A 22,321-nucleotide genomic window follows, 5' to 3' on the forward strand; every position below is an offset into this window, starting at 1 on the left:
GTCAGTGGTTTCGGGCGGTGGGCAGGAGGTTGGTCAGGCTTTCCACGACTGCGTGGGGGTGGCGGATGGGAAGCGTGTGGGTGGCCTGGTCGACCAGCACGAAGCGAGCCTGGGGCAGGCGGCGCGCGAGGGCCCGGGTATGGCAGGCGGGCACGTGGACGTCAGCGGAACCGGCCAGGAGGGTCAGGCGCGGACCGAGGGTGCGCAGCCCGTCGATCGGGCGGGATCCGCGGACGGCGAGTGCTTGCCAGAACGCGGCGATGTCACGGGTAGCGGTGTGGTGCAGGCCGCGCCGGCAGGCGACTGGCACGCTGGTGCCACCGCTCTCGGGCGCGGCGGTGGACAGGGCCCAGGGGCTGGAGCGCGGCAGGCGGCGCCGTATCGCGTCCACCACCGCGGGCACGTGGGTACAGGTGAGGGCGAGGAGGTCGCGGCCCCAGCTGAGGAGCCGGGTCCGCAGCCCGGGCACGGGGCGGGTGGTGACCGGCCCGTCGGGCGTGGAGATCAGCAGGAGGCCCTGTATCCGGGGGAGCAGGTCGGGACGCATCGTCGTCAGGGTCTGCAGGATCATGCCACCCATGGAGTGGCCGGCGAGGACCAGCGGACCGTGCGCGGCGAAGCTGTCGATGAGGACGGAAAGATCGTCGGCGAGCCTCTCCAGGGTGATCGGGGCTGTTCCCCGGGTGGAGTGCCCGTGTGTGCGCTGGTCGTAGCGCACGATCCGGATGCCCTGCGCGGCAAGGGGCGGGGTGTGCAGGCGCCACAGGTCCGCGGTGACAGACAGCCCGTGGACCAGAACGAGGGTGACGGGCGCGTCGGCCGGCCCGTCAAGGTAGACGGTCAGTTCCGCGCCGTCGGGCAGAGATACACGGCGCGTGCTGGCGGAGGGAAGCGGACTGATGAGCAAACCTTCTGCAGTGGGAGGTATGGAGGGGGCCTGCGCGGGTTGGCCCGCCAACGGGGTCGGGCAGGCCCGCGGATGCGGGCTTTTGTCCATGGCGAGGTCAGCGGTGGCGTACGGCACGGCCGAGCTGGGCGCCGGCGTGGGCGACATGCGGATTCACAGTGGCCCCATGGGCAGGGGTGATGAGCACCTCGTCCAGCTTCTGCACGAAATACGGGACATCTCGGAAGACACGTTCCACCGGTGTGGTCGTGGCGAGGTGGGTGAAGAACTGAGCGACCAGGCGCTCGGGCACCTCCGGGGTGAACGTGGCGCTCCACTGCGTGTCGAAGCCGTCGTACACCGAGTGCTTGATCCGCCACGGGTGCGTGGGGTGCGTGGTGTGTTCCACGGTGCAGTGGCCGTCGGGTGAGGCCCACGCCACACCTGACGGAATTGAGAACGCCTCCCAGCCGCTGGTCTTGGCGAGGTGGGCGACGGAGCCGGTCGCGAGGGGGATGCGGTCGGCGTGCCGGCGGTCACCGAGCAGTTGGGGCAGGGTTTGGGTTACGGACGCGATGGCCTCGCTCGGCGTCTGCCGGCTGAACTCGATCCGCCAGTGGGGCTCGTGGTGGGCGATGGTCCACCACACGCCGTCCTGGCGGTTGGGGTCGAAGTCGAGGAAGACGCTGCCGCAGGGGCTGTCGATGTCGATGCGTCCGGTTCGCGGGTTGTGCTCGTAGGGCCACGCGAACAGGTGGACCAGGGGACCGATGGCATCGTTGATCTTGTTCATGCCGCCGCCGGCCAGGTACCGCGGCGAGACGAGGACCAGATCGTTCGGGGCGAACGTGTTCACCGCTTCCTACCGCCCGTGTTGCGGGGTGCAGGCACCTTGGCCGGTGACGGTGCCTGGGAGCGGTGCGGCTTCTGGAAGTCCAGCGCGAGCTGTCCGGCAGCCGTGACCACGACGTCCTGGCTCACGTAATTGGGAGTCCGCGCTACACGGATCAGGCGCTCCTTCTCCAGCACACCGAAGGGCTTCGCGTGGATGGCCCGGCCGTCCCCGTCGGTGACACGCACGGGCCGGTGGTACGGAGCGTATCGATGGGTGCCGCCTCGGGCGATCCGTTCGAGCACCGCGTACTGGGCGGGCGACAGCTCCGGCAGGCCGGGCCGGTGTTCGGGATGTTCTGTCAGGTCGCGGATGATGGCGGATGCGGTGTACTGGCAGCAGGTCGCGCTCAGTTCGAGGTGTTGGGCGGCGGTGGCCAGGCTTTTGGCCAGGGCCGGTGCGGCCTCGGCGTGCCGCGTCTGGCGCAGGGATTCCTCGTCGGCCGGCGGACCGGCGAAGTCCGCGCCGTCGAGCGGGTTGTCACCGATGGCTCGTGCCAGCTGGGAGGCGGCGATCGAAGCGGACGCGGTGACGCCGCTGAGCGTGTCCAATGAGAAGCGGCTGCCGGGCACGGCGGTGTACTGACTGTTGTCCAGGACGGACAGCCGGACCAGGGATCGGCTCACGAGGTCGTGGATGGCGAGGATCTGGGGGCCGACCTGCCGCAGCAGGTCACTGCCCGGTTCGGGGTCGAGCGCGGTGACCTTGGTGTGCAGGGCGGTGAAGTCGGCTCCGAGCTCACGCAGGAGGTCGATCTGGAGCGGCAGGTCGATGTGGCGCAGGGTGATGAGTTGCTCCGGTGATTGCGGGGAGGGTCGGTCAGCGGCTTCGGACGGCCGTCGTCGCGCTGGCAGGGGCGGGTGGCGGTGTCGTTGTCGGCGGGTTCCCGGCGGCTGGAGGCAGGCCGAGGGTGGAGGCCAGGGCGGTGGTCCCAGGCAAAGTGAGCCGGATTCGGTCCTGCAGCGGTCCGTCCACGTAGGCGGAGGGCGCGGACTGAGGGACGCGCTCGACGAGGTCTTTGGCCTCCAGCGACCGCAGGGTGCCGATCAGCACGCGCTCGTCGCGGTAGTGGACGTATTGCCGGCCCTGGGAGCTGGTGGCCACGACGTGTCCGCGGGCGATCTCCCACAGGGCGACGTGCTGGGTGGTGGTCAGCTGCGGGTCCGAAACGGCGGTGGCACTCCAGCGCCGGCGCCGGATTTCTCCGGCGACGTGTGCGGCGCAGTCCACGACAGCCTCCGGGGCCAGCGCGGTCAGCGTGCGGGCCATCGGGAGCGGATGGTCCGTGGAAGTACTGCTCAGGAAGGCGAGCTGCTGGAGGCGGACCACCGCGTCCGACAACTCGCGACTCTCGAAGAGACGCTCGTTGGTGACCGCAGTGATGGCGGCGTGGGTCGCGGAGGCGAGTTGCTGGGCGGAGGCGACATGGGCGTCAGGCCCGGGTTCCGAACCGGTGCGCAGGAGCCGGTCGAGTGTGTCATTGTGCCGCACGTACTGGTCGGCGAGCAGCAGCAGCCGTTCGACCGGCGTCGGCGGGGCGGGTACCTCGAACAGCAGGCCCTCGGCAGGCGGTGTCGTCATACGCGGCGCCGGGCGGCCGGGGCGCGCAGCGGCGCCGGAGCAGGGGCCTTCGAATCAATGGGCGGCTGTGGCACTTCCAGTGCGGTACGGGCCGCCGCCAGGGCTCGTCCGGCGTCATCGAGGTGGATTCGCAGGCGACTGCGGAGGCCGGGTGAGTCGAGCTTCTGCTGGAGCGTGTCCTGCGCTGTGGTGGTGAGGGTGATGAGCGGGGCGAGGGCCTGGGTGTAGTGGGCGATGGCCCGTCCGAGGTGGCCGACGGTCGTACCGAGGATCTCGGCGGACGGAAGACCGGCGATGTTCGGGGTGAGTTGGTACTCGGCGTCGGCGGTCACGCGCGAGGTGAGGTGGCACAGCAGACCGATGTGCCGCGTGGCGTTGAACAGGCCGGTGCTGTCCGCGGTGATGTGGTGGTCACGTATGTCCGCGGTCACGGCGTCCAGGGCCTGGCGCGGGAACATTTCGTCGAGGTCGGTGGGTTCGTAGGTGGGCAGGTGGTCTCCAGGCGTGCGGTTCAGGGGGGCTTGCCGGGCCGGCCGACGATGGCGAAGATCTGGTCTGCGGGCGTGGGTGATGACGGCATCAGGCGCGCACGAAGTCCTTCACCTGGCGTGAGCGGACCGGCACCGGGGTGCATCCGGGCATCGCTCACACGGCCTTCCCGAAGTCGGCCTGTGTCGGCGCGTGTTTCGCGACGGCGCGGGCGGTGATCGCCTTCGACGCGCGGGCGGAGGCCGCGGACAATTCCTGCGCCCCGGGCTCCCGGTACCAGGGGCGCAGGTCGAGCATGGCGGCGCGCATGCCGGTGGCGAAGCAGAGCGCGGTGCCCTTGGGCAGGGCGCGGATCGCGTCGGCGGGCAGGATCCGTTCCTGCCGCATCGATACCGAGGTCGACTTGCCGGACTCCGAGTGTGAGGTGGACGTGGTCTCGACGTCGTGGTCGCCGATCAGACGGCTGAGCTTGTCGGCGAAGTCGGGGTCGTCGATACCGGAGCCGATGACCTTGACGGTGGATGCGCTCCACATGGCGTCCATGCCCGCGTCTCCCCAGACTTTCTGGCCCTGGCGGTAGGACTGGAGGATGGTGATGGGGATGATGCCGCGGCTGCCGAGGTGGGAGTACAGGTCCGGAAGGTCCGAGATTTTGCAGACGTTGGCGGCCTCGTCGAGGATCGCGAGCATGGGTGGGTCGAGGCGTCCTCCGGCCCGTTCGGCCTGGGCGGTGGCGGCGCGCATCACCGAGTCCGCGCATGCCGCGATCAGTGCCGAGGCGCCGCCGCCGCCGTCCTTGCTGAGCAGGAACAGGGTGTCGGTGGAGGTGACGAAGTCGGCGGGCCGGAACTCGGGGACGTCCTTCTGGGGCGTCACCCATGCGGCGATCTCGGAGTTGAGCAGGGCGGCGGCGTACTGGCGGGCGGTCTCGTAGATGCCGTCGCGCGTTTCCGGTGGCCCTTCGACGGTGCCCTTGAGCTGGGCGGCGACGGCGGCGAAGTCGTGGTCGCGGAGGATGTCGAGCGGGGTGCGGTCGGCGGGGAAGGCGAGCCACTGCATGATGTCGGTGATCGGCCGCTCGTCGAGTGCCGCGGCCAGGAGCAGCTGGGACAGGATGTTGGACCCGGCCTTGGACCAGAAGTCGCCCTGCTGGGAGGCGTCCACCGAGGCGGCGAGGAAGTGTCCGGCGAGCCGGTTCGCCCCGTCCAGGGTGGTGGCGCTGGCGAGGGGGTTCCACCACATCTCGCGGGCAGCGTGGGCGATCTGCTGCGGGTCCATGGTCCACACCGTTCCCGCCGCAGCCCTGGCCTCGTAAGCGGTGGTGAAGGCGTCTCCGGCGGCCTTGTTCGATGTGAGGAGGACCGGGCCGGGTGCGCTGAGCATGGAGGGGATGGCGAGCGATGTGGTCTTGCCGGACCGGGGGGCCATGATCGCGACGGCGACGTCCTCGAATCCCATCCGCACCTCGTGGCGGCTGCCTTGAAGGTTGCCGAGGAGGATGCCGGTGTCCTTGGCGGCGATGTGCTTGGCATCCTTCAGGCTCGGGCGCAGGGAGCGGGCCTTGTCGGTGATCGCCTTGGCCATCAGCGGCTCGATGTCCCGGGCCTTGGCCATGTCGGTGACCTTCTTCCGGCCGCTGCCACGGTTCTTGTACCGGACCCATAGAAGGACCGCTGCCGTTCCGAGGGCCAGGAACAGGAGTACGGGGACGGTGCGGGCTCCGATCAGCAGGGCTGTTTCCCCTACGTGGGGCCAGACCTGCTCGGGGTGAAGCAGGGCAGCGGTCGGCTGGTAGGGGGCCCAGGCGGTGTCGGTGAGGTAGGCGGTGATGTTGCCGCAGAGCCAGGCGAGGTGAGCCAGGGGAACGACGATGGCGAGGACACCGAACAGGAGGCGCAGGACGAGGTCATACCCGTCGGTGTTGCTGTTGGCGGAGGAAGGGGGCAAGGGCTATGTACTTCCGGGCGGGGACGGAGGTTCAGCGGCTGCGGCGCTTGTTGGCCGGCGGTTGTCGCGAGGGGGCCGGACTCGTCGGCGGGGTGGCCTGCCGGGCGGCGAGGGAGCGGACGCGTTCTTCCAGCGCCCCGGCGAGGAGGTCGGCGCGTACGTCCGTGGTCTGGCGGGTGACGATGTTCGGGTCGCGGGTCGGGATACTGCGCCCGCTGTCGATGCGGTGCACAGGCTTCGGATCGGCGAGCGCAGCGGTGAACGCGGTGACCAGGCGGGCAGGGGTGTGTTCACCGAAGCGGGCCTGCCATACCGGCCGGTTCTGGGCGAGGGCAGCGGTGACGAACCAGGCCCCCGGGTCTTCAACACTGCCCAGTCGGCTGACGAACGCGGTGTTGTCGGGTGAGGCGAGGCCGTTGTCCGTGGAGGCGGTGGACCAGCCGATTTGTCGAAGGGGCATGTACGGATCGGAAAGGGCGTCCGCCGGCGGGGCCGGGTCGGTGAGGGCGTCGGTGACGGCGCCGATGAGTTCGACGGGGGTGCGGGCGCCGAAGCTCGCATACCAGGCGGGCTTGTCCGGCTCCGCGGCGTGGCTCAAGGTCCACCACTGTCCGGCAGGGTCGGGCTCCAGGCGCAGGAGGGCCTTCTGGTCGGGGCTGGAGAGAAGGACGCGAGGCATCAGGGGGTCGTGGCCGTGGCTCCAGCCGCAGGCCCGGTGGAGGGGAACGGTGATCCAGGCGGGATCGCCGCCGCCGGCGAGGTGGCGCGGGGTGATGAAGTCGACCTCGACGGTCTCGGGACTCGAAGGCACGTTCACCTCCGTACCGGGGTTCGCCGGTCGGGTGCGGGGACCGTGGTCGGGGGTGGGGCCAGGGGCGAGGGGGTGTTCCGGGCGGCGGAGTTGATTTCGCGCAGGGTATGACCGTGGCAGGCCCAGTCGTCGAGGTAGGTCCACGATTCGGCGTGGTGCTCGGCGAGTGCGTCATCGAAGAGCGGGGTCCCGGGCTTGGCGTTGGCGGGGAGGCTGTCGCGGGTTTCCCGCCACTGCTCGTGCAGTTCGTCGAGCCGGTCGAGTGCGGTCTGCAGGACGCCCAGTTGGTAGACCCAGCGGTTTTGCACCGCGGCGGTGGGGAGGTTTCCGAGCTGCATGTCGGCCGTGGCCAGCAGGTGGCGGGCGCCGGCGCGGAGGTCCTCGAACGTCTCGGCGGTATCGGCGTCGCGCCGGCTGGCGCGCATGCCGTAGGCATGCTCGTCGTAGGGCCAACCATCGAGATCGGTGTGCTCGTCAGAGTAGAGGTCCCACGCGTCGAGGATCTTCTTGCTGTCGCTCAGTTAGCGGTCGAGGTGGTGGAGGAACTTACGGTGTGCGGTGTGATTGGCGGAGATGGGAAGGGTCCTGTCGGAATCAGCGGCGAACGGCCGGGCGCACAGCACGGGCCGTGGCCGGGGTGACTGCGGGCTGGGCCGCCCGTTGCTGGCGGCGGGCGGCGCGGGTCTGCGCGCGGATGGCCTCGAGCCGGGTGCTGTGGGCTGCGACGACGGCCTCGGGCGTGAGCAGGCTGCGGCTCTGTACGGCGCTGTAGTGGGCGGGCCGGTCGTACATGGCGCGCTGGAGTGGTGCGGGGTCGGCGAGTGCGGCGGCGAAGGCACCGACGAGGTGCTCGGGCATCGACTCGTCGACGAAGGCGTGCCAGATCCGGGGCCCCATCGGTGTCTCGTATCCCGGCTGGCAGGTCTCCACGCGCCAGGAAGACCGCCATACGCCTTCGTCTGTTGGCCGATGTACGTGGCACATTCCGTCGGGGGAGCGGGCCGCGGTCGCTGATTCGAGAATCCATCCCGCCGACTCCAGAACCTGGAACGGATCGACGTGCTCCGTGGGCGTCGGGGCGATGAGGGCGTCGGTGAGACGGCACAGAGTTTCGGCGGGGACGAGTTCGCCGAACTCCGCGTACCAGCCCCGCTCGGTGCGGGTGGGTTGGGCCTGCAGCCGCCACCACGCGGAGGTGGCGGACTGCGGGTCGAACTGCATGCTGTAGCGGTGATCCGGGCTGCGCAGCACGATCTCGGGGCTGAGCGGGTCGGACGTGCAGGTCCAGCCGGCGGCGGCGAGGCCGTGGGTGACGTGGCGGGCGTCCCCGGGGCCGGCCAGGTGACGCGGGCTGGTGTCGAACGGAATCTGGGTGGCGTGCTTGTACGTGAAGGCGGCGAGCTGCCGCTCGTTCACCGGCACCGGGCGCATCCCGGTTCGCCGGTGCAGCTTCGAGGGTAGAGGGCGCGAATGTCCTCAAGCGCGTAGTGGAGAGTGTGCTGGTCCTCCAGCTCCGACGCGGCGCCGAGCAACTCCTGGAAGAGAGAGCCGGTGTGTCGGATGTTGGGGGCCTCGGGGTGGTCCTGCAGGGCGCGGACGAGGGCGCGAAGGATGTCGGCGATCTGGACGGGGGCGCCTGTGTAGTCGTGGACCAAGGGCTCGACGAGCGCGAGGGCCTGGGCGGGGTCGGGGTCATCACGCAGGTAGTCGGTGAGGTCGGAGAGTGTCTCGGTCAGGGTGCGGATGGTGTCCGGGGTGGGTGCGGGCATCGGGCTCCTTCGAACGGAGAGGCGGGTCAGCGGCGGGTCCGGGCGCCGCCGGCCGTGGCGTACGGGCGGGTGTTGGTGTGTGGCCGGGTGTTTTGCGCGCTGTTGCGGGCCCAGGTGGCGGCGCGGGCGGCCGTGACGCGGGCCTGCTGCCACGCACTGAGCTGGGAGGGCTTGACGGAGACCGACCAGGTACGGATCTGCGCGCTCATGGGGACGCGTCCGCGCGGGCGCATCACGGGCTCGGGCCCGGCGAGTTCGGCCGAGAAGGCTTGCACCAGGTGCATCGGCGTGTTCGGCGTGAAGGTGGCCGTCCAGCCGTTGCCTTGCTGGTCTTTTGCTCCGGTCCACCACATTGCCGAGCCGTCGGGGCTGTGGTGGTACTGCATCCACGCGGTGCCGTCGGGGCTGGTGGCCATGTAGTGCTCGCCCTGGAAACCCATGTCCCACTCCTGCTCCTTCAAAGGCGCCCAGACGTTGGGGGCGTGGGCGGAGCGGGGACGGGTGAGCGCGTCGGTCAGACCGGCGACGATCTCCACGGGCGTCTGCCGGCCCAGGTGAGCCGCCCACTCCCCGTTCGCCCCGTCCGCCCTGCCGTGGATGGTCCACCCCCCGGGCAGGACGTAGGGGTCGTAGGCGACACGAAGGGTGCGGTCCGGGCTCTCCATGTGCAGAGGGCCGCCTGTCTTGGACTTGTCCCGCCACCCCGACGCGCGCAGGAACTCCGAGACGTGCCGGACGTCACCGCCGCCGGCCAGGGCCCGGGGCTGGACCAGGTAATGCTGCTCGGCCTGCTCACCCGGACCCCAGCCGGACCACTGCTTCCTCTTCTTCACCGGCGCCGCCGGACCACGAGCGGTGCGGGGACCGGAGGCTTTGCCGCAGTAGCGGAGGGCCGGGTGCCGACCTGCCGCAAGGTGTCTTGGTGTTCGTCCAGGTCGAGGGAGATGTCGTGCAGTTCGTTCGAGGCGCGGCCCAGAGCGAGCCACACCTCCGGGGGCAGGAGGCCGCGTTCGGCCTGGTCCTTGGCGAACACACTGCCGGTGATGACGAGGTGGGTGATGCCGCCGAGCACTCCGGCATCCGGGTCGAGAATGCGGGCGATGACCTGCGCGGCCTGGGGCGGGGGAAGCTGAGAGAGGTGGTCGGCGAGCTGGCCGAGCCGGCGGGTGATGTCGTCGGCCAGTTCTACCGGGCAGGGGGCGGGGTGGGACATGCTCCTCCGGGTCGGTGGACGGTCAGTGGTGGTGGCGCTGTCCAACGCGCTGCGTCTCGGCGAGGACGGCCTCCGGGCGAGCGCCGGCCAGTGGAGAGGCGCGGTCGGGGCCGGTCAGGATGCAGGCGCGCAGGTAGCGGCGGAACAGAGCGGTTGCGAGGCGGGGCTTGAGCCGGTGGCTGATGGGCGGGGGCGTGCGGGCTACGGGTTTCTCCGGGAATCGAGCGGGGCGGGGTGGCCCCGGCGCGTGTCGGGGCCACCCGGGTTCACGGGGTGCGCGGCGGGCCGGTGCGAGGGGGAGTTGGCGTTGGCCGATGCCGGGTTCAACGGCGGCGGGAGGCCGAGGGCCGGGTGGGACTCGCCGGTGAGGAGGCCGGCGTCTGCGCGGTGCGGGCGGCGTGGTTGCGGGCGTGGAGGATCACGTGCGCGGCCTGGCTCATGGACCTGGCGGTGTCCCCGAGCCGGGCGATGGGGTCGGGTTCCTCGCTGGGGGCGGTCTTCTGCAGGCGCTCGGCGGCGATCCAGGCACGGACGACGACTTCCCTGGTGAGGGGCAGCAGCCCGGTGACCGGGGCGGCGACCTCGGTCAGCACCTCGGCCACCTCGCTGCTGCTCTCAGCGGCGGCGACCCGCTCGCCGAGCTGGGCGAGGTAGCGCAGGGCCCATCGCGTTCGCCGTTCGGGGTGGAGAGCGCGTTCAGTGCGGGATCGAGGTGGACACTGTGACCAGCGGCCAGCAGCGCGTGCGAGGCGGTGGTCGCCTTCAGCCGCTGTTGCTCGACGGGCAGGCCGTGGGGAAGCCGGTGATAAGCCCCTGCGGCAGCGGAGAGGAACCCGCCGGTTTGCTGGAGGATGTCCGCCGCCTTGTCGGTGCCGCCGATGGCAACGACCAGGTCGGTGCGCGGATCCTTGGTGATGGTGGCGTACTCCCGCACCCGGAAGTCAGGCTCCGTCTGCTTCATCGCCCTCGGCCCGCCGGCGCGCGGGTACCTGCCGGCACCGGCGGCACGGCGGCCGGGGCAGACGTGGGTGCGGCCCGGCCTGCGGGATGCTGAAGGGCGGTTCCGATACCGAGCGCCTCCAGCTGCGGGCCGATCTCACGCAGGGCACGAGCCTGCGCCTGGGTATCGTCGTTGTTGAGGCGGTGGATGCCGCTTTGTGGGTCCTGGACGAAGCCGTTGGCGATGAGGACCGCTCCGGCACGGTCGTCGACAGGCGCGGTGGCGACGCTGCCGTCCGGCTGCCAGGTCAGGACGACCCGGTCAGCCTGGGAGTGCTGGATGCCACCCAGAGCGTTGTGCCGCACCTGGGCGAGTGCGGTGTCGTAGCGGGGGAGCAGGTCGCCGGCAACCTGCTCGGCGCTCAGGAACGGATCGTCCGTCAAGGCGATGCCGTTGGGTTCGAGCACGGCGCGGTATGCCTCGTCGGGCAGAGCGCGGGGGGCGACCGCGGCGATGAGAAATCCGTCGCGCTCGTCATGCCGGTCAAGGACGACGAGCTGGGCGCCGTCCGGGCGGCTCAGGACAGCGGCCTGCTGAAGGGGGTGTTCGGCGAGAAAGTCGGCGACCAGGTCCAGGTCCCAGATCCGGTCGGCGAGGCTGTCCCTCGCGTCGGCCGGAACGGGGGAGCTGATCCAGGTGCCGGGGAGTTCGCCGGCGAGAACGTCGGCGTACGAGGCGAGGCGCTCGGAGGTTTCGTAGTCGTGCATGGTGTCCTTGGGCGAGGTGGGAGTCAGCGGCGCAGTCCGGCGGCCACCGGGGGCGGCGGAGCCGGTAGCGCGCGCGGCGGGGGCGGGCAGGCGCACACGGCGGAGCGCTCGCGTTCAGTGGCCGGGACCTCTCCGCTGCAGGTGTTGCGGCCGGGGTGTGGTTCGTGCCGGTCGGCGAGCGCGTTGCGGGTGTCAGAGAGGTCGGTGCGGATGACGCGCAGGTGCTCGTCGGCGAGGTAGCGCAGCCGCCGCGCGATGTGGGGGTCGGCTGCCTGGCCGAGCCCGTCGTGGAAGTCGGCGGTGGCGGTGAGGATTTCATCCAACGCGGCGAGGATTCCGTCGTGGGCGGCCGTCAGCTCGATCAGGGCTTCCGCAGCCTCTTCGGTGGTGGTGGCCTCGTGAATGCGTTCGGCGATATGGGAGACGGAAGAGCCAAGAGGCAGGTAACTGGCCTGATAGGCGGCGGTGTCAAATTCCTCGTCGCAATCGACCTGATAGCCGGCGCCCCGCAGGCGAGCGACGGCTTCGATGGCGATGCGGGATTCCTCGTTCTCGGCGAGGCCGGCGGGGGCACGGTGGTAGGTGTCGTGAACGCGGACGACGGCGATGAAGCGTGCGCGCTGCAGAATGCTGTGTGCCTCGGGGTCACCGCCGCGGGCAAGGAGTTCGTCGGAGTGCGGGTCACGGCGGATATTCAGGAAGCGGTCTGTGTGGGGCGAGACGTTTCTCCTACGGCGATCTGTGGGCGGTGTGCCGGGTGGAGAGCGGCACGTTGGCGACCCGGGGCTGGAGCAGGTGGGCTGCGGTGGTGTCCAGGGCCTGCTGGATGGCGTGCAGACGGCGGGCGATCAGCTCCAGGCGGTGCGCTGTGTCACTGCTGGCGGCTCCCGGTTGGCGGGTGACGCGGTGCGCAGTGTGCTCGACCAGTCCGCGGACCGTGGCCAGAGGGCCGGCCTGTTCGTCGGCGAGCTGTGTGAGGACGCTCGCGAGCTGGGCCGATGCCGTCGGCGCCGCGCGGAGGGCGGGCCGCGTCGCGGAGCCGGAGCGGACGGGGATCAGGTGAAGGTCCTCTTCGATGCGGCGCGCCTCGTGCGTAAGGCGTCGCAGGACGTCGGCGGGCGGGGCGCGCCAGGTTCCGTCGATGTGGATCAGGTTGGCGATCAGATCAAGGCGTCCAGGCTGGGCCTGCACGGCGATCCACCGCCAGCCATGATCCGCGGCGCCGGGGATCTCGATACCGGCGGCCCGTGCGAGACGTTGGGCGGCCTCGGCCCACTCGGCGCCGGTCAGCTCCCGGTCAGCCGGGTGAAGTCGGACGTCGAGGTGGAGGATCGCCCTCCGGTCGTCGTCCGGGCTGGCGGTGAACGGGGACTCCAGGTAGGGCCCTTCGAGGTGCTCGGCCCAATGGAGGGACGTCCATATCGTCTGCTCGTCGTCCAGGACGTAGTAATCCAGCCCCGACCAGTGGGCGACGACCGTGTACTCGGGCAGGCACTCGGTGGAGGAGACCGGCCGGCCCAGCGCCTCGGCGAGCGCGTCGTGCGGCGAGTGGGACCGCACGTGCAACCGGGGGATCATGACGGCCTGTTTCCCGACATGGGGGTGGGCGACCAGTGCTGATGAAGGTCGCGGGCTGCACAGAGCAGGGAGCGCTCGCGGACCAAATCGGCGTGGACCGACGGATCCCCCGGCGGGAGGGAATCGATCGCCCTGTCGATGGCGAGCAGCCCTTCGTCGTACCGGCCCAGGCGGCGCAGGGCACCGGCCACCCGGAAGAGGACGATCGGGTCGGTACCAGTGTCCAGGGCCGGCCGGGAACTGAGGGCCAGAAGACGCTCCGCGCCCCGGTCCAGGTCCTGGCCGAGCCATAGTCCGTGCAACAGAACGTGCAGGGTCTTGGGGTGCTCCTCAGCCTCCGCGAGGACCTCGTCCGTGACCGCCAAGCCCTCCGGGCGGGACTGGCCCAGCAGCGCGAAGGCGAACAGGGCCCGGGTGTAACAGTCCAGCGGCTGACGAGCGGTTTGCGTGAGCTGTTCGACAAGGCGTTGGAGGGTGGGGCAGCGGAAGTCGAACCGCAGGGCGCTCAGGTACAGATGCGCCAAGGTGCGGGCGGTGATCGGATCATGACCGGTTGCGGTGACATCCCTTGAGGACAACAGGCCCAGGACGCTGTGGCCGGCCGCGCGTGCCGCCCAGGCGGCATCCGCGCACACCCCGGCGGACTCCTTCCAGTCGGCCCGGATGTCGCGGAGGTCTTCGGCCAGGCGCAGCGGCCAGGAAGAATCGACCGGATCCGCGGCGGCTCGGGCCCTGGCCTTGTGGAGCGCGGCGGTACGACCGGGGCGGTGCGTGGGGGGAGTCATCGGCCGCCCCGGATGTCCGCGATGTGCGCGAGCTGACCCAGGGCGGTGATGGTGTACCAGCCGCAGTCGATCAGCTCGTTGCGGTCGGCGAACCGCGCGAGGAGTACGTCCTCCATGGCGCGCAGGTAGATCAGGCAGTCGGGACAGCGGCGTGAGAGGTGCACGAGGTAGCGGGGGTGGGCGGTGACGTAGGTCTGGGCTCCGCCGGTCGCGTCGCGCAGTCGCCATCCGTCTTCGTCGGTCGGGGTGTGCCAGGACGGTGTGACGACGCGCATGGAGTCGCCCCACAGTTCACCGCCGGCTACGCCCTTGAGGACGACGACGGTGTCGCCGGCCTGGAAGTGCTGGTGGGTGATGTCCCGGTCGGGGGTGAGCGGGTCGGGTGTCGGCGCGAAGGCCGAGGTGGGCGGGGGCTGGGACATGCTGTTCCTTCCACACGATCGGTGGCGGGGTGGGAGGAACAATGGTCCGGAGGAACGCCGGTTTGGCTAACCGGCGTTTCCCGGCTATGTTCCGCCGCGATCAGCGGAACGGGTTCTGAGTTCCGCAGTCCGCCTCGGTGGCCGCGTCGAGGAGTTCGAGCAGGTCAGTGCCCTCGGCTTCGCGCTGGTCGATCCACCATCCGGCACGGGCGATGGCGCGAGCCTTCTCTTCGAGCTCCGCCCAATCCGCCTCGTCCCAACTCCCCTCCAGGACCAACGCGGTGTGCGCGGCCGTCATCAGCTGGTGGCGGGAGCGCTCACCCCAGTCCAGGGCCTTCTCCGGGCCTTCCAGCTGCGGCATGTCGAACTGCTTCGCCCATGCGAGCGCGGCCTCCTGCTCGGCGGCGCGCTTGGCCGCGAGCCACTCTGCCTTCGACTCGGTGTCGGCGTCGCGCGCCGCCTTCCAGCAGTCGGTGCAGTCCTTCCCCGCGAGCCAGCGGGCAAAGCCGGCTCGCTTGTCGGCGGGACGGTCGGACAGGTCATGGACGGCCTGGTGGGAGCAGGCATGCTCGACAGTCCACTGCGTAGGGACTCCCGGGGAATTCCGTTTGATGGGCGTTACGGTCGAGCTCGGGCTGCTGGTCTGGGGCTTCAAATCGAGTGCCTTTCGTTGGCGGTTGGGGTGGTGGCCTGCGTCGGTGCGGAGGGTCGTGCATCAGATGCGCGATTCATGATGGGCTGGAGTGCTTGGCGGTGGTCTCGGGGACGCTTTCGCCTTCTGCGTCGTCTCAGCGTGTCCGGCGGATGGCGTCTGTGGCCGCCGTGGCGATGGCGACGGGAGCGCTGGAGGGCCGGGGCAGGTGCAGCAGAGTGGTCCCCGGCAGGTGCTGGGACGACGCGGTGAGGGTGAGCTGGAGTACGGCGCAGCCGGCGGTCGAGAGCCGCTTGACGCGGGTGACGGCTTGAGTGGTTTCGTCGCTGCCGTACTGGGCGTCGGTGACGATCACGAGGAGGCGGCCGGCGCCGGGGCGGCTGAGTTCGAGGCCGTGGTCGAGTGCGTCGATGGCGTCGCCGAGGTTGTGGTGGCCGCCGGTGGCATTGAACGTCGTCACGCGCTCTGGTGCGCGGTGGGTGGGTCGGATCAATGCGGTCAGGTGCTGGTCGTAGGCGATGGTGGCGGTAAGGGAGTCGGGGTCGGTCAGGGCTGCTGCGCGTGCCACGATCCAGGCAGCGGAAGCTACGGGCGCGCAGGCGGCACGCATGGAGCCGGAGACGTCGACGGCGATACCCACACGCAGCGGTGGGGTGGGGGAGTTCCGGCGGCGGGTGTGGGTGAACGGTTCCGCGGTGGGGACCGACCCGGCCGCGCGCTGAGCGTCGCGGGTGAGAGCACGGCCCATGTTGAGGCGGCCGGGCGGGGTGGGGCTGGAGGTCCGCTCCTCGGTCCGCTCGCGGTAGGCGGCGGCACGCAGGGCGCGGCTCAGGCGCGCGGCGGCACTCTTCTCTGCGGCGGTGGGTTTGCGGGTGCCGGTGATCGGGCTGCTGCGGGGGGCCGGTGTGCCGTCGGGGTTGACGGTGCCACGGGCGTTGAAGACCGACTTGGCGGTGGCGGCGGCCTTGCGTCGCTGGCCAGCCCGCTGGGCGCGGTCCTGAGCCTGCGCCGTCGACTGCGCGGCCACGGCGGTGGCCGCGGCGGCCTGTGCCGCGAGGTCGGCGGCGTCGGTGGCTGCCGTGCTGTCCATGACGGCCCCCACGGCGCCGGACAGCAGATCGGCCAGGTTCTCCGGAACGGGCCGGGCGGGGGCCGCAGTGTCCAGAGCGTCGCACCACGCTTGACCGTGCGAGAGCATGGCCGTGGCGTCGTGGTCGGGGCACTGGTGGGCTGCGGTCCAGATGCGGGTGAGCGTGGCCAGCAGGTCTGCGCCCAGCACCTTTTCGCACAGATCGGCGACGGCCCGGGTCTCGCCGGCGTCCAGGATGCCGACGTCACGGCGGCCGAGGACCAGGGCTGCCACGCCGGCGGCGTGCTCGATGCCCTGGAGGGTGGGGTGGGCGATGTCGGGCATGACCAGGGTTCGGGCACTGGTGCGCAGGTAGGTGCGGTCCGTGGGCCGCGTGATCAGGTGCGCACCTTCGACACGGCTCTCCTCCAGCAGGAGCGCGGCCTCGACGACACGGGGGTCCGCTCCGGCAGGCGCCGTCCAGACGGAGTGGGCGGCGTGCGCGGCCTCGTGGACGAACACTCCCCAGGCGGCGGGATACCGCTCCTCGTCGCCCACGATCCGCGGATGGATCTCGTGGGGCTTCAGCGGGGCGAACAGGCGGGCGTCGAACTCGACCTCGCCCAGGGTGGGGAAATAGGCGGCCGGTGCGCCGCTGCGTGTGCCGGGGCGGCAGGTGACGAGGAGGTCTTGGCGGCCGGAGAGGGCGACCAGCCGGTCGCCGAGTTCGGCTCCCACGCGCAGCCACGCGTTGGGGGAGGAACGGGGTTGCGCGGGCGGGGCGCCGTCGTCGTCCCATCGCGCGAGGTCGGCGTCGTCCGGCGTGGTGGCGGGGGACTGGACGTGGTGGTGGGCGCTCATCGCGAGCGGCCCCGGTGTGCGGAGACGGTGCTGCCCGGTGGCTGCCGGGCGGCTGAGGCAGGGAGCTGCTTGCCGAGGGTGAGGGGAGCGATCTTCTTGATGCCGACCGTCTTGATGATGGCGTCGGCGACGGCGTCGCGATCTTCCACGGGGGCGATGCCGACGAGGTTCGCGAGCGCGGCCGTGGTGCCGAGGACGGCCTCGGTCTTCTGGTAGCTGAGCAGCTCTCGCAGTTGGGGGGCCCAGCCCAGCTCGCCGAGTTCGACCTGGTGGGCGAGGTGTCGGGCGACCCGGACCACGCGGGCATCGATCCTCAGTGCCTTGGCGAGGTCATAGTCCGTGCCGATCTGAATCTGCACGCTGAACCGGGAGGACAGCGCCTCCGTCAACACCGCCCCGTGGACGCCGGGATTGTGGCCCGCTACCACGTAGAAGCCCTTCTCGGCCTTGATCGTCTCGCCCTTGTGGGCCTTGACCTGGATCTGCCTGCGCCCGTCCATCGCGGGATACAGTGCCGCCAAGACCATCGGTGAGATCAAGGTGGCATCGTCGATCAGCAGGGCGCGGCCCTCGGTCATCGCGGTGACCAGCGGACCGTACTGGAAGACGTAGCCTCCCGCGTCGTCCTGCGTGTACTCGCCGACCAGGTCCCCGACCGTGGTGTCGCCGTCACCGGCGACGGTGAGCAGGTCCGGGAACGCCGCCTCGACCAGACTCGTCTTGCCGGTGCCCGGAGGGCCGTAGAGCAGCACCGGCACGTCGGCGTCGCGCAAGCGATTCAGCGCCTCCACGTCGGGCAGATCGGCCAGCTCCCGGGGGTGGTAGAGCTGGCCCCCCGCGCGGCGGATCGGGCCGGTCTGCCGCGGCGGGGCTGCTGCGGGAATGGTGGTGCGGGTCGTGGCCGCCTGGGCGCGGGAAGAGTGGGTGCCCGGTGGGCTGATCACAGCGGTCTGCGCGGCTGCGGAGGTTTTCCCGTTCGCGCGGAATTCCGGTTGTCCGGTTCCGCCTTGGTCGGCCTCGCCGCGTCGCACCAGGGTGAGGGCGGCGTTGCGGACGGCGCCGTGGGAGTGGCCCAGCTGCCTGGCCATGTCCCCGATGGTGAGGGTGTCCGCCGGCCGGTCGGCCAGCAACCGGGCTACCTTGGCCCGTAGTTCGCCGCCCCTGGTGCGCGCTGGACTGGTAGGCGTTCCGGGTGTGGTCAAACGAGACCCCTCCAATAGGTGCGGGTATGGGCGGGGTTGACGATGCGCTGGAGAGGCAGGCCGCCCTCGGAACGGATCACGGACTGTGCGGACATCGGCGACCGGGCCAACCACGGCGTACCGCCGGCGCTCACCGGCCGGCCGAGGGCTCGGTCCCGGTGCACGGGGTGGCCGGCGACGAGCAGCTCGCGGGCTGCCGAGCAGGCTCGTGCGTCTGCTCCGTACCGGGTTCCGTCGCTTGGCAGGCGCAGACTGGCGTCTCTTCGAAGCCGTCCTGGAGCAGGATCCGCCGGGCGGCGGCGTTGTAGCCGGTGGTGGTGATCTCGCCGGTGATGGTGTGCCGGATCGTCATGAACGGCTCCGCTGGTGCTTCGGGCAAGGCGGATCTCCTATCGGTGGTGGCGGGAAAGCGGTGGGGTGTTGGGCGAAGGCGAGGCGGGCCCGGGGCTTCCAGCACATCAGCAGCCAGCAGCCGATAGAGGTCCGGCCGGGGGTGAGGGCGGGTCATGGCTACCGCCCGGGGCGTGGGCTGGCGGGCCCGTTCGGAGGCTGGGGCGGCAGCCCAGGCTGGGCGGCGGGTGCGAGGGAGGGCCGGTCGATGAGGCCGTGTTCGAGAGAGCGGGTCATCTCGGTCAGGCGCTTGCCGTGCTCCAGCCACTGGTCCAGTAGCTCACCGGCGGCCCGGTCCTCCGGAGGCGGCGCGAGGGTGAACGTCTTCTCGGCACGGTTGAGGAGGGCGGCCGACTGCGCGGCCAGAGGCCCGGGCAGTGTGCTGCGCAGGTGCCGGATCAGATACGGCGCGTGCTGGCGGAGAGCGGACGCCAGAGGCATCAGGTCGGCATGCTCCGCACTGCCACGGGCTTCCCGTACCTGGACCAGCGTGGTGTCGAGCATCAGCAGATGGGCGTCGGCCAGGGCCCGGTCGTAGGAGGGCAGCAGCGTGCGGGTGATCTTCTTCAACGCTGCCTGCTCGGTGGGGACGCCGATGCTGGCCGGCGGCTGGATGCCCAGGGAAAGGAATTCGATGTGGGGAGCGAGGACGCCAACGAGGAGCTGATCGGCATACGGCTGCTCGGTCACCACCAGTTCCCGTCCGTCCTCATGAGTGAGGAACGCCGCGGCCGACAGCGCGCCGTAGGCCCTCGGGTTGGAGGACAGCGAGCGGACAGGTGCGGACCATGCCCAGCGCAAGCGCTGGCGTGCGTCGGACTGGGGCAGCTGGAGGTTGCCGAGCTCCACCTCCCACGTCCCGTCGAGTGCCTGGGCGATACGGCGGGCGACGTCGCCGATGAAGGACCGGCGCGTGATGTCGACGGTGATCCCGAAGTGCTGGGCATTGCGGTACAGGGTGTCGATCGAGTTCTGCGCCGTGGCCGGGCTGGTCAGCGCCAGGACGTGGATGCCCTCGTGGTGCTCCTCGAAGGCGGAGAGATCCAGTGCGGTGCGGGCCCAGTCGGCGCCAGAGCCGCGGGGCAGGGCGACGAGCCCGTCCTCGGGACTCAGGTACAAGGTGATGTGGGCGGTGGCAGTAGTCAGGGTGTCTCCGGCTGGGTGCGAGGGTTGCTACGGGCGGCGCGCGGCCGGCGTGGTGCGCTGCGGCGACGCGGCTGGAAGTGTCGTCCCTGGCGCGGGGCGTGGGCGGGCCCGCAGCACGGGGGTGCGGTGCGGCGGCAGGACGGCCACGGTCGCACCGAGGTCCTCGGCGGCCTCGTGCACTTCACGGGTGAGGAAGTCGATCTGCCGGCCGAGCGCGGCGAGCCGGACAGCGATCTGCCGGCCCTGCACGGTCTCCAGCGCGGAAGCGAACTGGCACGTGGTCTCCACAAGTTCCTGGAGACGGATCATCGGGCCCGCGTTGTACCCGCGCTGGGTGGCGGTGAGTAGCGCGTTGGACGCGTCCCCGGCGCTCTGTGCCTCGATGACGTCCCGGACGAGTTCCTGCAGCGAGACCTCGGGGGCGGGCGCCGGCCGGTTGAACCGGGAGACGTCCGCGCGCAGCACACCGGGCGGGACCGCGGCGGGCAGCGCCTGCCCGACCTCGTAGTCGTGAACATGGTGACCGATCACCTGCCAGCCCGGTGCATCCGGGTCACCTCGCAGGGCGACCACCGTCGAGTCGTCGTCCTCGACCAGGTACGCGAGGGTGATCGGCTGACCGTCAGCGGCGTGCCACGACTCGGTCAGCTCCAGCTCCCCGCGCCGCTGTGCCGCCTGGGCCCGCTCGGTCCACGCGTGCTGTTCCTCACCGCTCAGCGGAGTCTTGTGGTGGGGCCGCTGGTGCTGGTCGGCGAGGTTGCTGGCGATGTAACCGTGATCCGCCCAGGTGGCGAGGTGGGGCCACAACGCCGCATGCTGCGCGCGTTCGGCTGCCGAGCCAGGAGCGAGGGGCTGGTCGAGCGCCCGGCGGATCTCGGAGGTGGAGGCGGCGAGGCCATCCAGCACGGTCCGCCATCCGGCGAGGTGCCGGGCGGGCGGCAGTTCGTCCAGCGCGTGGCGAGCGGAATCGAGCAGTGCGCCGGCGTACGGGGCGAGGTGCGTGGCGTACGCCTCCACGGCCGCCTGGTCACGGCGGGCCAGGGCGGCTGCGGCGGTGTCTGCATGGACGGTTCGCCCGTAGCGGTCGCGTGTGGTGTCGAGTGCGGTCTCGGTCTCGCAGCCGATGACGGACATCCGCAGCCGGAAGTCGCGGGCCCGGTGCGCGAGGTCGGCCACCGCGGGCCGGTGGCTGGGGGAGGTGGGGCCGTTCACGGATGTCATCGGGACCGCCCCCCGCCCGAAGCCGTCAGGTGGACGGTCGGTGCGTAGGAGGGCTTCGGTGGGATCGGCCGGGCCGACGGTGGCGAGGTGGCGGGCGCGGTACCCCGTTGTGTCGTCCGGCCGGCGGCGGCCTGTGCAAGCCGGCTGCGGCGCTCCATAAGGCCGTTCGACGGGGCGGGCCGTGGTGGGTCGGCAGAGGCGGCGGGGTCGAGAGGGATGTCGGCCTGCACGGTGTATCCCTGGCTGCGCAGGTCGTGCACGGCCTGCCGGGTGCGGCGGATGCCCTCGCGCTCGGGTTCGCTGAGCCGGAACAGCCCAGGTTCGTCGGGGACGGGTTCGAACTGCTCGCGGAGCAGGAACCAGTGGGCGAGGTGCGGAGAGACGGAGGGGGTGAAAGAGGCGACGAAGCCGTGTTCCTTGCGGGTACCGAAGACGAAGTGGGTGCCAGGGTCCAAGAGGGCGGAGTTCTCCTCACATGGTCGGTGGTGGAGCAGGTCAGCGCCGGGGAGCGGGAGCGGAAGGGCTGCCGGGACGAGGGTGGGGGTCAGCGGCCGTGGCGGGGCGTGTGGCTCTGGCATCTGCTGGGGCCGGGGCGGGAGCGGTCCGGGACCGGGTGCGGCGTACGGGCTGCATGCCCGGTGGGGGTGCGAGGGAGGACCAGGCTCCGGGGTGGTCGTTGAAGGCGGTGTGTGGGTGGGTGGACCAGTCCACGACCGGGCCGATGTTCTCGTGGAGCAGGCTGATCACCTCGATGCCCTGCCGGTGCAGGACGTAGCCCCAGTCCATGTCCTGCGCATCGGCGGTCTGGTCGGTGACCGTCATGCGCACCGGTGGGGAGCCGTCCGGAGTGATCAGGTGGTCCAGCGTGCGGCTGGGCCACTGCTCTGTGCCGGTCAGCGCGGTGATGAGCGAGGGCGGGGCGCCGTCGAGGAGGTCCGTGCCCAGCTCCTGCCAGCCGACGGCGACGTCGTCGATGAGGTGACGGGAGAGGGCTTCCAGGTCGCGTCCGAACCTGTGCTGGTAGGCGGCCAGGAGCAGAGGCAGGTGGTGGCTGGGGACACCGTCGAGCTGGACGTGGATTCCGGTGTAGCCGGTGGGGGTGGGGCGGGCGATGAAGGAGCGGGTCGACAGAGAGGGCCTCCGAAGGGGGTGGCTGGTTACCGGCTGGGCGCGGGGCCGGCGGGCGGGGCGTGCGGTGGGCGCGGGGGAAGCCCGGTCGAGGTCGGTGCTCGCTCCGGCAGATGTGGCGCCGGCGCCGGATCGTATGTGGCGCGCAGGGTTGTCAGATCGGCTTGGTCCGCGATGGCCGCCACGGACAGGCTGCGGCTGGCTGCCTCCATCAGCAGTTTGGGCGGCGAGCCCTTCACCGCGCCGCGGTGCTGACCGCGCCACTGGGCGGCGGCGTAGAAATACTCGCTCACCGCCCGGAGCGCGGGCTCGGCGGCATCCAGAAGGTGCTGGGTGACGGCGCTGACCTCGGCATGACTCTGTGCTGCGGCGAGTGCGGCCAGGTACGGGGCGAGGTCAGGGCTCGGCACGGGCTTGTCCGGCAAGGGATGCTCTGCCAGAAACGGCTTGGCGTCCCGCCTCGCCCACCGGAGCAGGTCACCGCGGGTGGCGATGCCGTAGCGGGCGGCGGCGATCTGGTCGGCGTCGCGGCCGACGTTGTCGTACAGCTCGAAGTCGGGGTCCTGGGGCAT

29 protein-coding genes are annotated in these 22,321 nt (G+C 71.1%); 1 reads left to right on the forward strand and 28 read right to left on the reverse strand.

The features are described from left to right. Position 1 precedes the first annotated feature (1 nt). The 3 genes from ACFYQ5_RS20650 to ACFYQ5_RS20660 all read right to left on the reverse strand — a co-directional run bounded on the left by ACFYQ5_RS20650 (position 2) and on the right by ACFYQ5_RS20660 (position 2,404). Positions 2–907, reverse strand: a complete 906-nt coding sequence (locus ACFYQ5_RS20650; RefSeq protein WP_389199287.1) for an alpha/beta fold hydrolase — start codon at positions 905–907, stop codon at positions 2–4. 97 nt (positions 908–1,004) lie between these two features. Further along, positions 1,005–1,742 carry a DUF317 domain-containing protein gene (locus ACFYQ5_RS20655; protein ID WP_389199289.1) on the reverse strand — a complete coding sequence of 246 codons (738 nt, stop codon included), beginning with the start codon at positions 1,740–1,742 and terminating at the stop codon, positions 1,005–1,007. Beyond that, a complete protein-coding gene (locus ACFYQ5_RS20660) occupies positions 1,739–2,404 on the reverse strand; it encodes a hypothetical protein (protein WP_389199291.1) in 666 nt (221 codons plus the stop codon). The genes ACFYQ5_RS20655 and ACFYQ5_RS20660 overlap by 4 nt, the downstream gene beginning before the upstream one ends. A gap of 6 nt (positions 2,405–2,410) precedes the next feature. Here ACFYQ5_RS20660 and ACFYQ5_RS20665 point away from each other — a divergent pair, with 6 nt between their 5' ends. Next, positions 2,411–2,581: a hypothetical protein gene (locus ACFYQ5_RS20665; RefSeq protein ID WP_389199293.1), complete on the forward strand. Its 171-nt coding sequence runs from the start codon at positions 2,411–2,413 to the stop codon at positions 2,579–2,581. 16 nt (positions 2,582–2,597) lie between these two features. On the opposite strand, the gene ACFYQ5_RS20670 is transcribed toward ACFYQ5_RS20665, so the two are convergent. The 25 genes from ACFYQ5_RS20670 to ACFYQ5_RS20790 form a co-directional block, all read right to left on the reverse strand. Continuing rightward, positions 2,598–3,359, reverse strand: a complete 762-nt coding sequence (locus tag ACFYQ5_RS20670; RefSeq protein ID WP_389199294.1) for a hypothetical protein — start codon at positions 3,357–3,359, stop codon at positions 2,598–2,600. Next, positions 3,356–3,817, reverse strand: a complete 462-nt coding sequence (locus tag ACFYQ5_RS20675; protein WP_389199295.1) for a hypothetical protein — start codon at positions 3,815–3,817, stop codon at positions 3,356–3,358. Before ACFYQ5_RS20675 ends, ACFYQ5_RS20670 begins: the two co-directional genes overlap by 4 nt. Before the next feature lie 187 nt (positions 3,818–4,004). Further along, entirely contained in the window at positions 4,005–5,795 is a 1,791-nt protein-coding gene (locus ACFYQ5_RS20680) for a TraM recognition domain-containing protein (RefSeq protein WP_389199296.1), read from the reverse strand. Positions 5,796–5,826: 31 nt separating this feature from the next. Then, positions 5,827–6,606 carry a DUF317 domain-containing protein gene (locus tag ACFYQ5_RS20685; protein WP_389199298.1) on the reverse strand — a complete coding sequence of 260 codons (780 nt, stop codon included), beginning with the start codon at positions 6,604–6,606 and terminating at the stop codon, positions 5,827–5,829. Between the two features lie 2 nt (positions 6,607–6,608). Next, entirely contained in the window at positions 6,609–7,031 is a 423-nt protein-coding gene (locus ACFYQ5_RS20690) for a hypothetical protein (protein WP_389199300.1), read from the reverse strand. A gap of 169 nt (positions 7,032–7,200) precedes the next feature. Further along, the gene (locus ACFYQ5_RS20695; RefSeq protein WP_389199302.1) at positions 7,201–8,028 is read right to left on the reverse strand and encodes a DUF317 domain-containing protein; all 828 of its coding nucleotides are present in this window, start codon (positions 8,026–8,028) and stop codon (positions 7,201–7,203) included. Next, on the reverse strand, positions 8,019–8,375 hold the full coding sequence (locus ACFYQ5_RS20700; RefSeq protein WP_389199304.1) for a hypothetical protein: 357 nt from the start codon (positions 8,373–8,375) through the stop codon (positions 8,019–8,021). The genes ACFYQ5_RS20695 and ACFYQ5_RS20700 overlap by 10 nt, the downstream gene beginning before the upstream one ends. A 26-nt stretch (positions 8,376–8,401) precedes the next feature. Further along, entirely contained in the window at positions 8,402–9,208 is an 807-nt protein-coding gene (locus tag ACFYQ5_RS20705) for a DUF317 domain-containing protein (protein ID WP_389199306.1), read from the reverse strand. Beyond that, a complete protein-coding gene (locus tag ACFYQ5_RS20710; RefSeq protein WP_389199308.1) occupies positions 9,205–9,588 on the reverse strand; it encodes a hypothetical protein in 384 nt (127 codons plus the stop codon). The genes ACFYQ5_RS20705 and ACFYQ5_RS20710 overlap by 4 nt, the downstream gene beginning before the upstream one ends. A 323-nt stretch (positions 9,589–9,911) precedes the next feature. Further along, positions 9,912–10,181 carry a hypothetical protein gene (locus ACFYQ5_RS20715; RefSeq protein ID WP_389199310.1) on the reverse strand — a complete coding sequence of 90 codons (270 nt, stop codon included), beginning with the start codon at positions 10,179–10,181 and terminating at the stop codon, positions 9,912–9,914. Then, on the reverse strand, positions 10,175–10,549 hold the full coding sequence (locus ACFYQ5_RS20720) for a hypothetical protein (protein ID WP_389199312.1): 375 nt from the start codon (positions 10,547–10,549) through the stop codon (positions 10,175–10,177). The genes ACFYQ5_RS20715 and ACFYQ5_RS20720 overlap by 7 nt, the downstream gene beginning before the upstream one ends. Next, entirely contained in the window at positions 10,546–11,295 is a 750-nt protein-coding gene (locus ACFYQ5_RS20725) for a hypothetical protein (RefSeq protein WP_389199313.1), read from the reverse strand. Before ACFYQ5_RS20725 ends, ACFYQ5_RS20720 begins: the two co-directional genes overlap by 4 nt. Positions 11,296–11,318: 23 nt before the next feature. After that, on the reverse strand, positions 11,319–11,618 hold the full coding sequence (locus tag ACFYQ5_RS20730; RefSeq protein WP_389199315.1) for a hypothetical protein: 300 nt from the start codon (positions 11,616–11,618) through the stop codon (positions 11,319–11,321). Positions 11,619–12,024: 406 nt separating this feature from the next. After that, a complete protein-coding gene (locus ACFYQ5_RS20735) occupies positions 12,025–12,873 on the reverse strand; it encodes a relaxase/mobilization nuclease (protein ID WP_389199316.1) in 849 nt (282 codons plus the stop codon). Further along, positions 12,870–13,658: a hypothetical protein gene (locus ACFYQ5_RS20740; RefSeq protein ID WP_389199317.1), complete on the reverse strand. Its 789-nt coding sequence runs from the start codon at positions 13,656–13,658 to the stop codon at positions 12,870–12,872. Before ACFYQ5_RS20740 ends, ACFYQ5_RS20735 begins: the two co-directional genes overlap by 4 nt. After that, positions 13,655–14,080, reverse strand: coding sequence for a hypothetical protein (locus ACFYQ5_RS20745; RefSeq protein WP_389199319.1), 426 nt, complete (start codon positions 14,078–14,080; stop codon positions 13,655–13,657). Before ACFYQ5_RS20745 ends, ACFYQ5_RS20740 begins: the two co-directional genes overlap by 4 nt. Positions 14,081–14,180: 100 nt before the next feature. Further along, complete coding sequence (locus ACFYQ5_RS20750; RefSeq protein WP_389199446.1) at positions 14,181–14,618, reverse strand: hypothetical protein; 438 nt, start codon at positions 14,616–14,618, stop codon at positions 14,181–14,183. Positions 14,619–14,868: 250 nt separating this feature from the next. Further along, entirely contained in the window at positions 14,869–16,662 is a 1,794-nt protein-coding gene (locus tag ACFYQ5_RS20755) for a hypothetical protein (protein WP_389199321.1), read from the reverse strand. Then, on the reverse strand, positions 16,659–17,864 hold the full coding sequence (locus tag ACFYQ5_RS20760; protein WP_389199322.1) for an AAA family ATPase: 1,206 nt from the start codon (positions 17,862–17,864) through the stop codon (positions 16,659–16,661). The genes ACFYQ5_RS20755 and ACFYQ5_RS20760 overlap by 4 nt, the downstream gene beginning before the upstream one ends. Before the next feature lie 130 nt (positions 17,865–17,994). Beyond that, complete coding sequence (locus ACFYQ5_RS20765) at positions 17,995–18,216, reverse strand: hypothetical protein (protein WP_389199448.1); 222 nt, start codon at positions 18,214–18,216, stop codon at positions 17,995–17,997. 158 nt (positions 18,217–18,374) lie between these two features. Beyond that, positions 18,375–19,373 (reverse strand): hypothetical protein, encoded by a 999-nt coding sequence (locus ACFYQ5_RS20770; RefSeq protein ID WP_389199323.1) that lies wholly within the window; start codon positions 19,371–19,373, stop codon positions 18,375–18,377. A 54-nt stretch (positions 19,374–19,427) separates the two neighbouring features. Beyond that, positions 19,428–20,621 carry a hypothetical protein gene (locus tag ACFYQ5_RS20775; RefSeq protein WP_389199324.1) on the reverse strand — a complete coding sequence of 398 codons (1,194 nt, stop codon included), beginning with the start codon at positions 20,619–20,621 and terminating at the stop codon, positions 19,428–19,430. Further along, positions 20,618–21,076, reverse strand: a complete 459-nt coding sequence (locus tag ACFYQ5_RS20780) for a hypothetical protein (RefSeq protein ID WP_389199326.1) — start codon at positions 21,074–21,076, stop codon at positions 20,618–20,620. Before ACFYQ5_RS20780 ends, ACFYQ5_RS20775 begins: the two co-directional genes overlap by 4 nt. Before the next feature lie 40 nt (positions 21,077–21,116). Next, complete coding sequence (locus tag ACFYQ5_RS20785) at positions 21,117–21,701, reverse strand: hypothetical protein (protein ID WP_389199449.1); 585 nt, start codon at positions 21,699–21,701, stop codon at positions 21,117–21,119. Between the two features lie 77 nt (positions 21,702–21,778). Continuing rightward, the gene (locus ACFYQ5_RS20790) at positions 21,779–22,321 is read right to left on the reverse strand and encodes a hypothetical protein (protein WP_389199328.1); all 543 of its coding nucleotides are present in this window, start codon (positions 22,319–22,321) and stop codon (positions 21,779–21,781) included.

Origin of the sequence: Streptomyces sp. NPDC005794 (assembly GCF_042871445.1) — a bacterium.
Classification (GTDB): domain Bacteria; phylum Actinomycetota; class Actinomycetes; order Streptomycetales; family Streptomycetaceae; genus Streptomyces.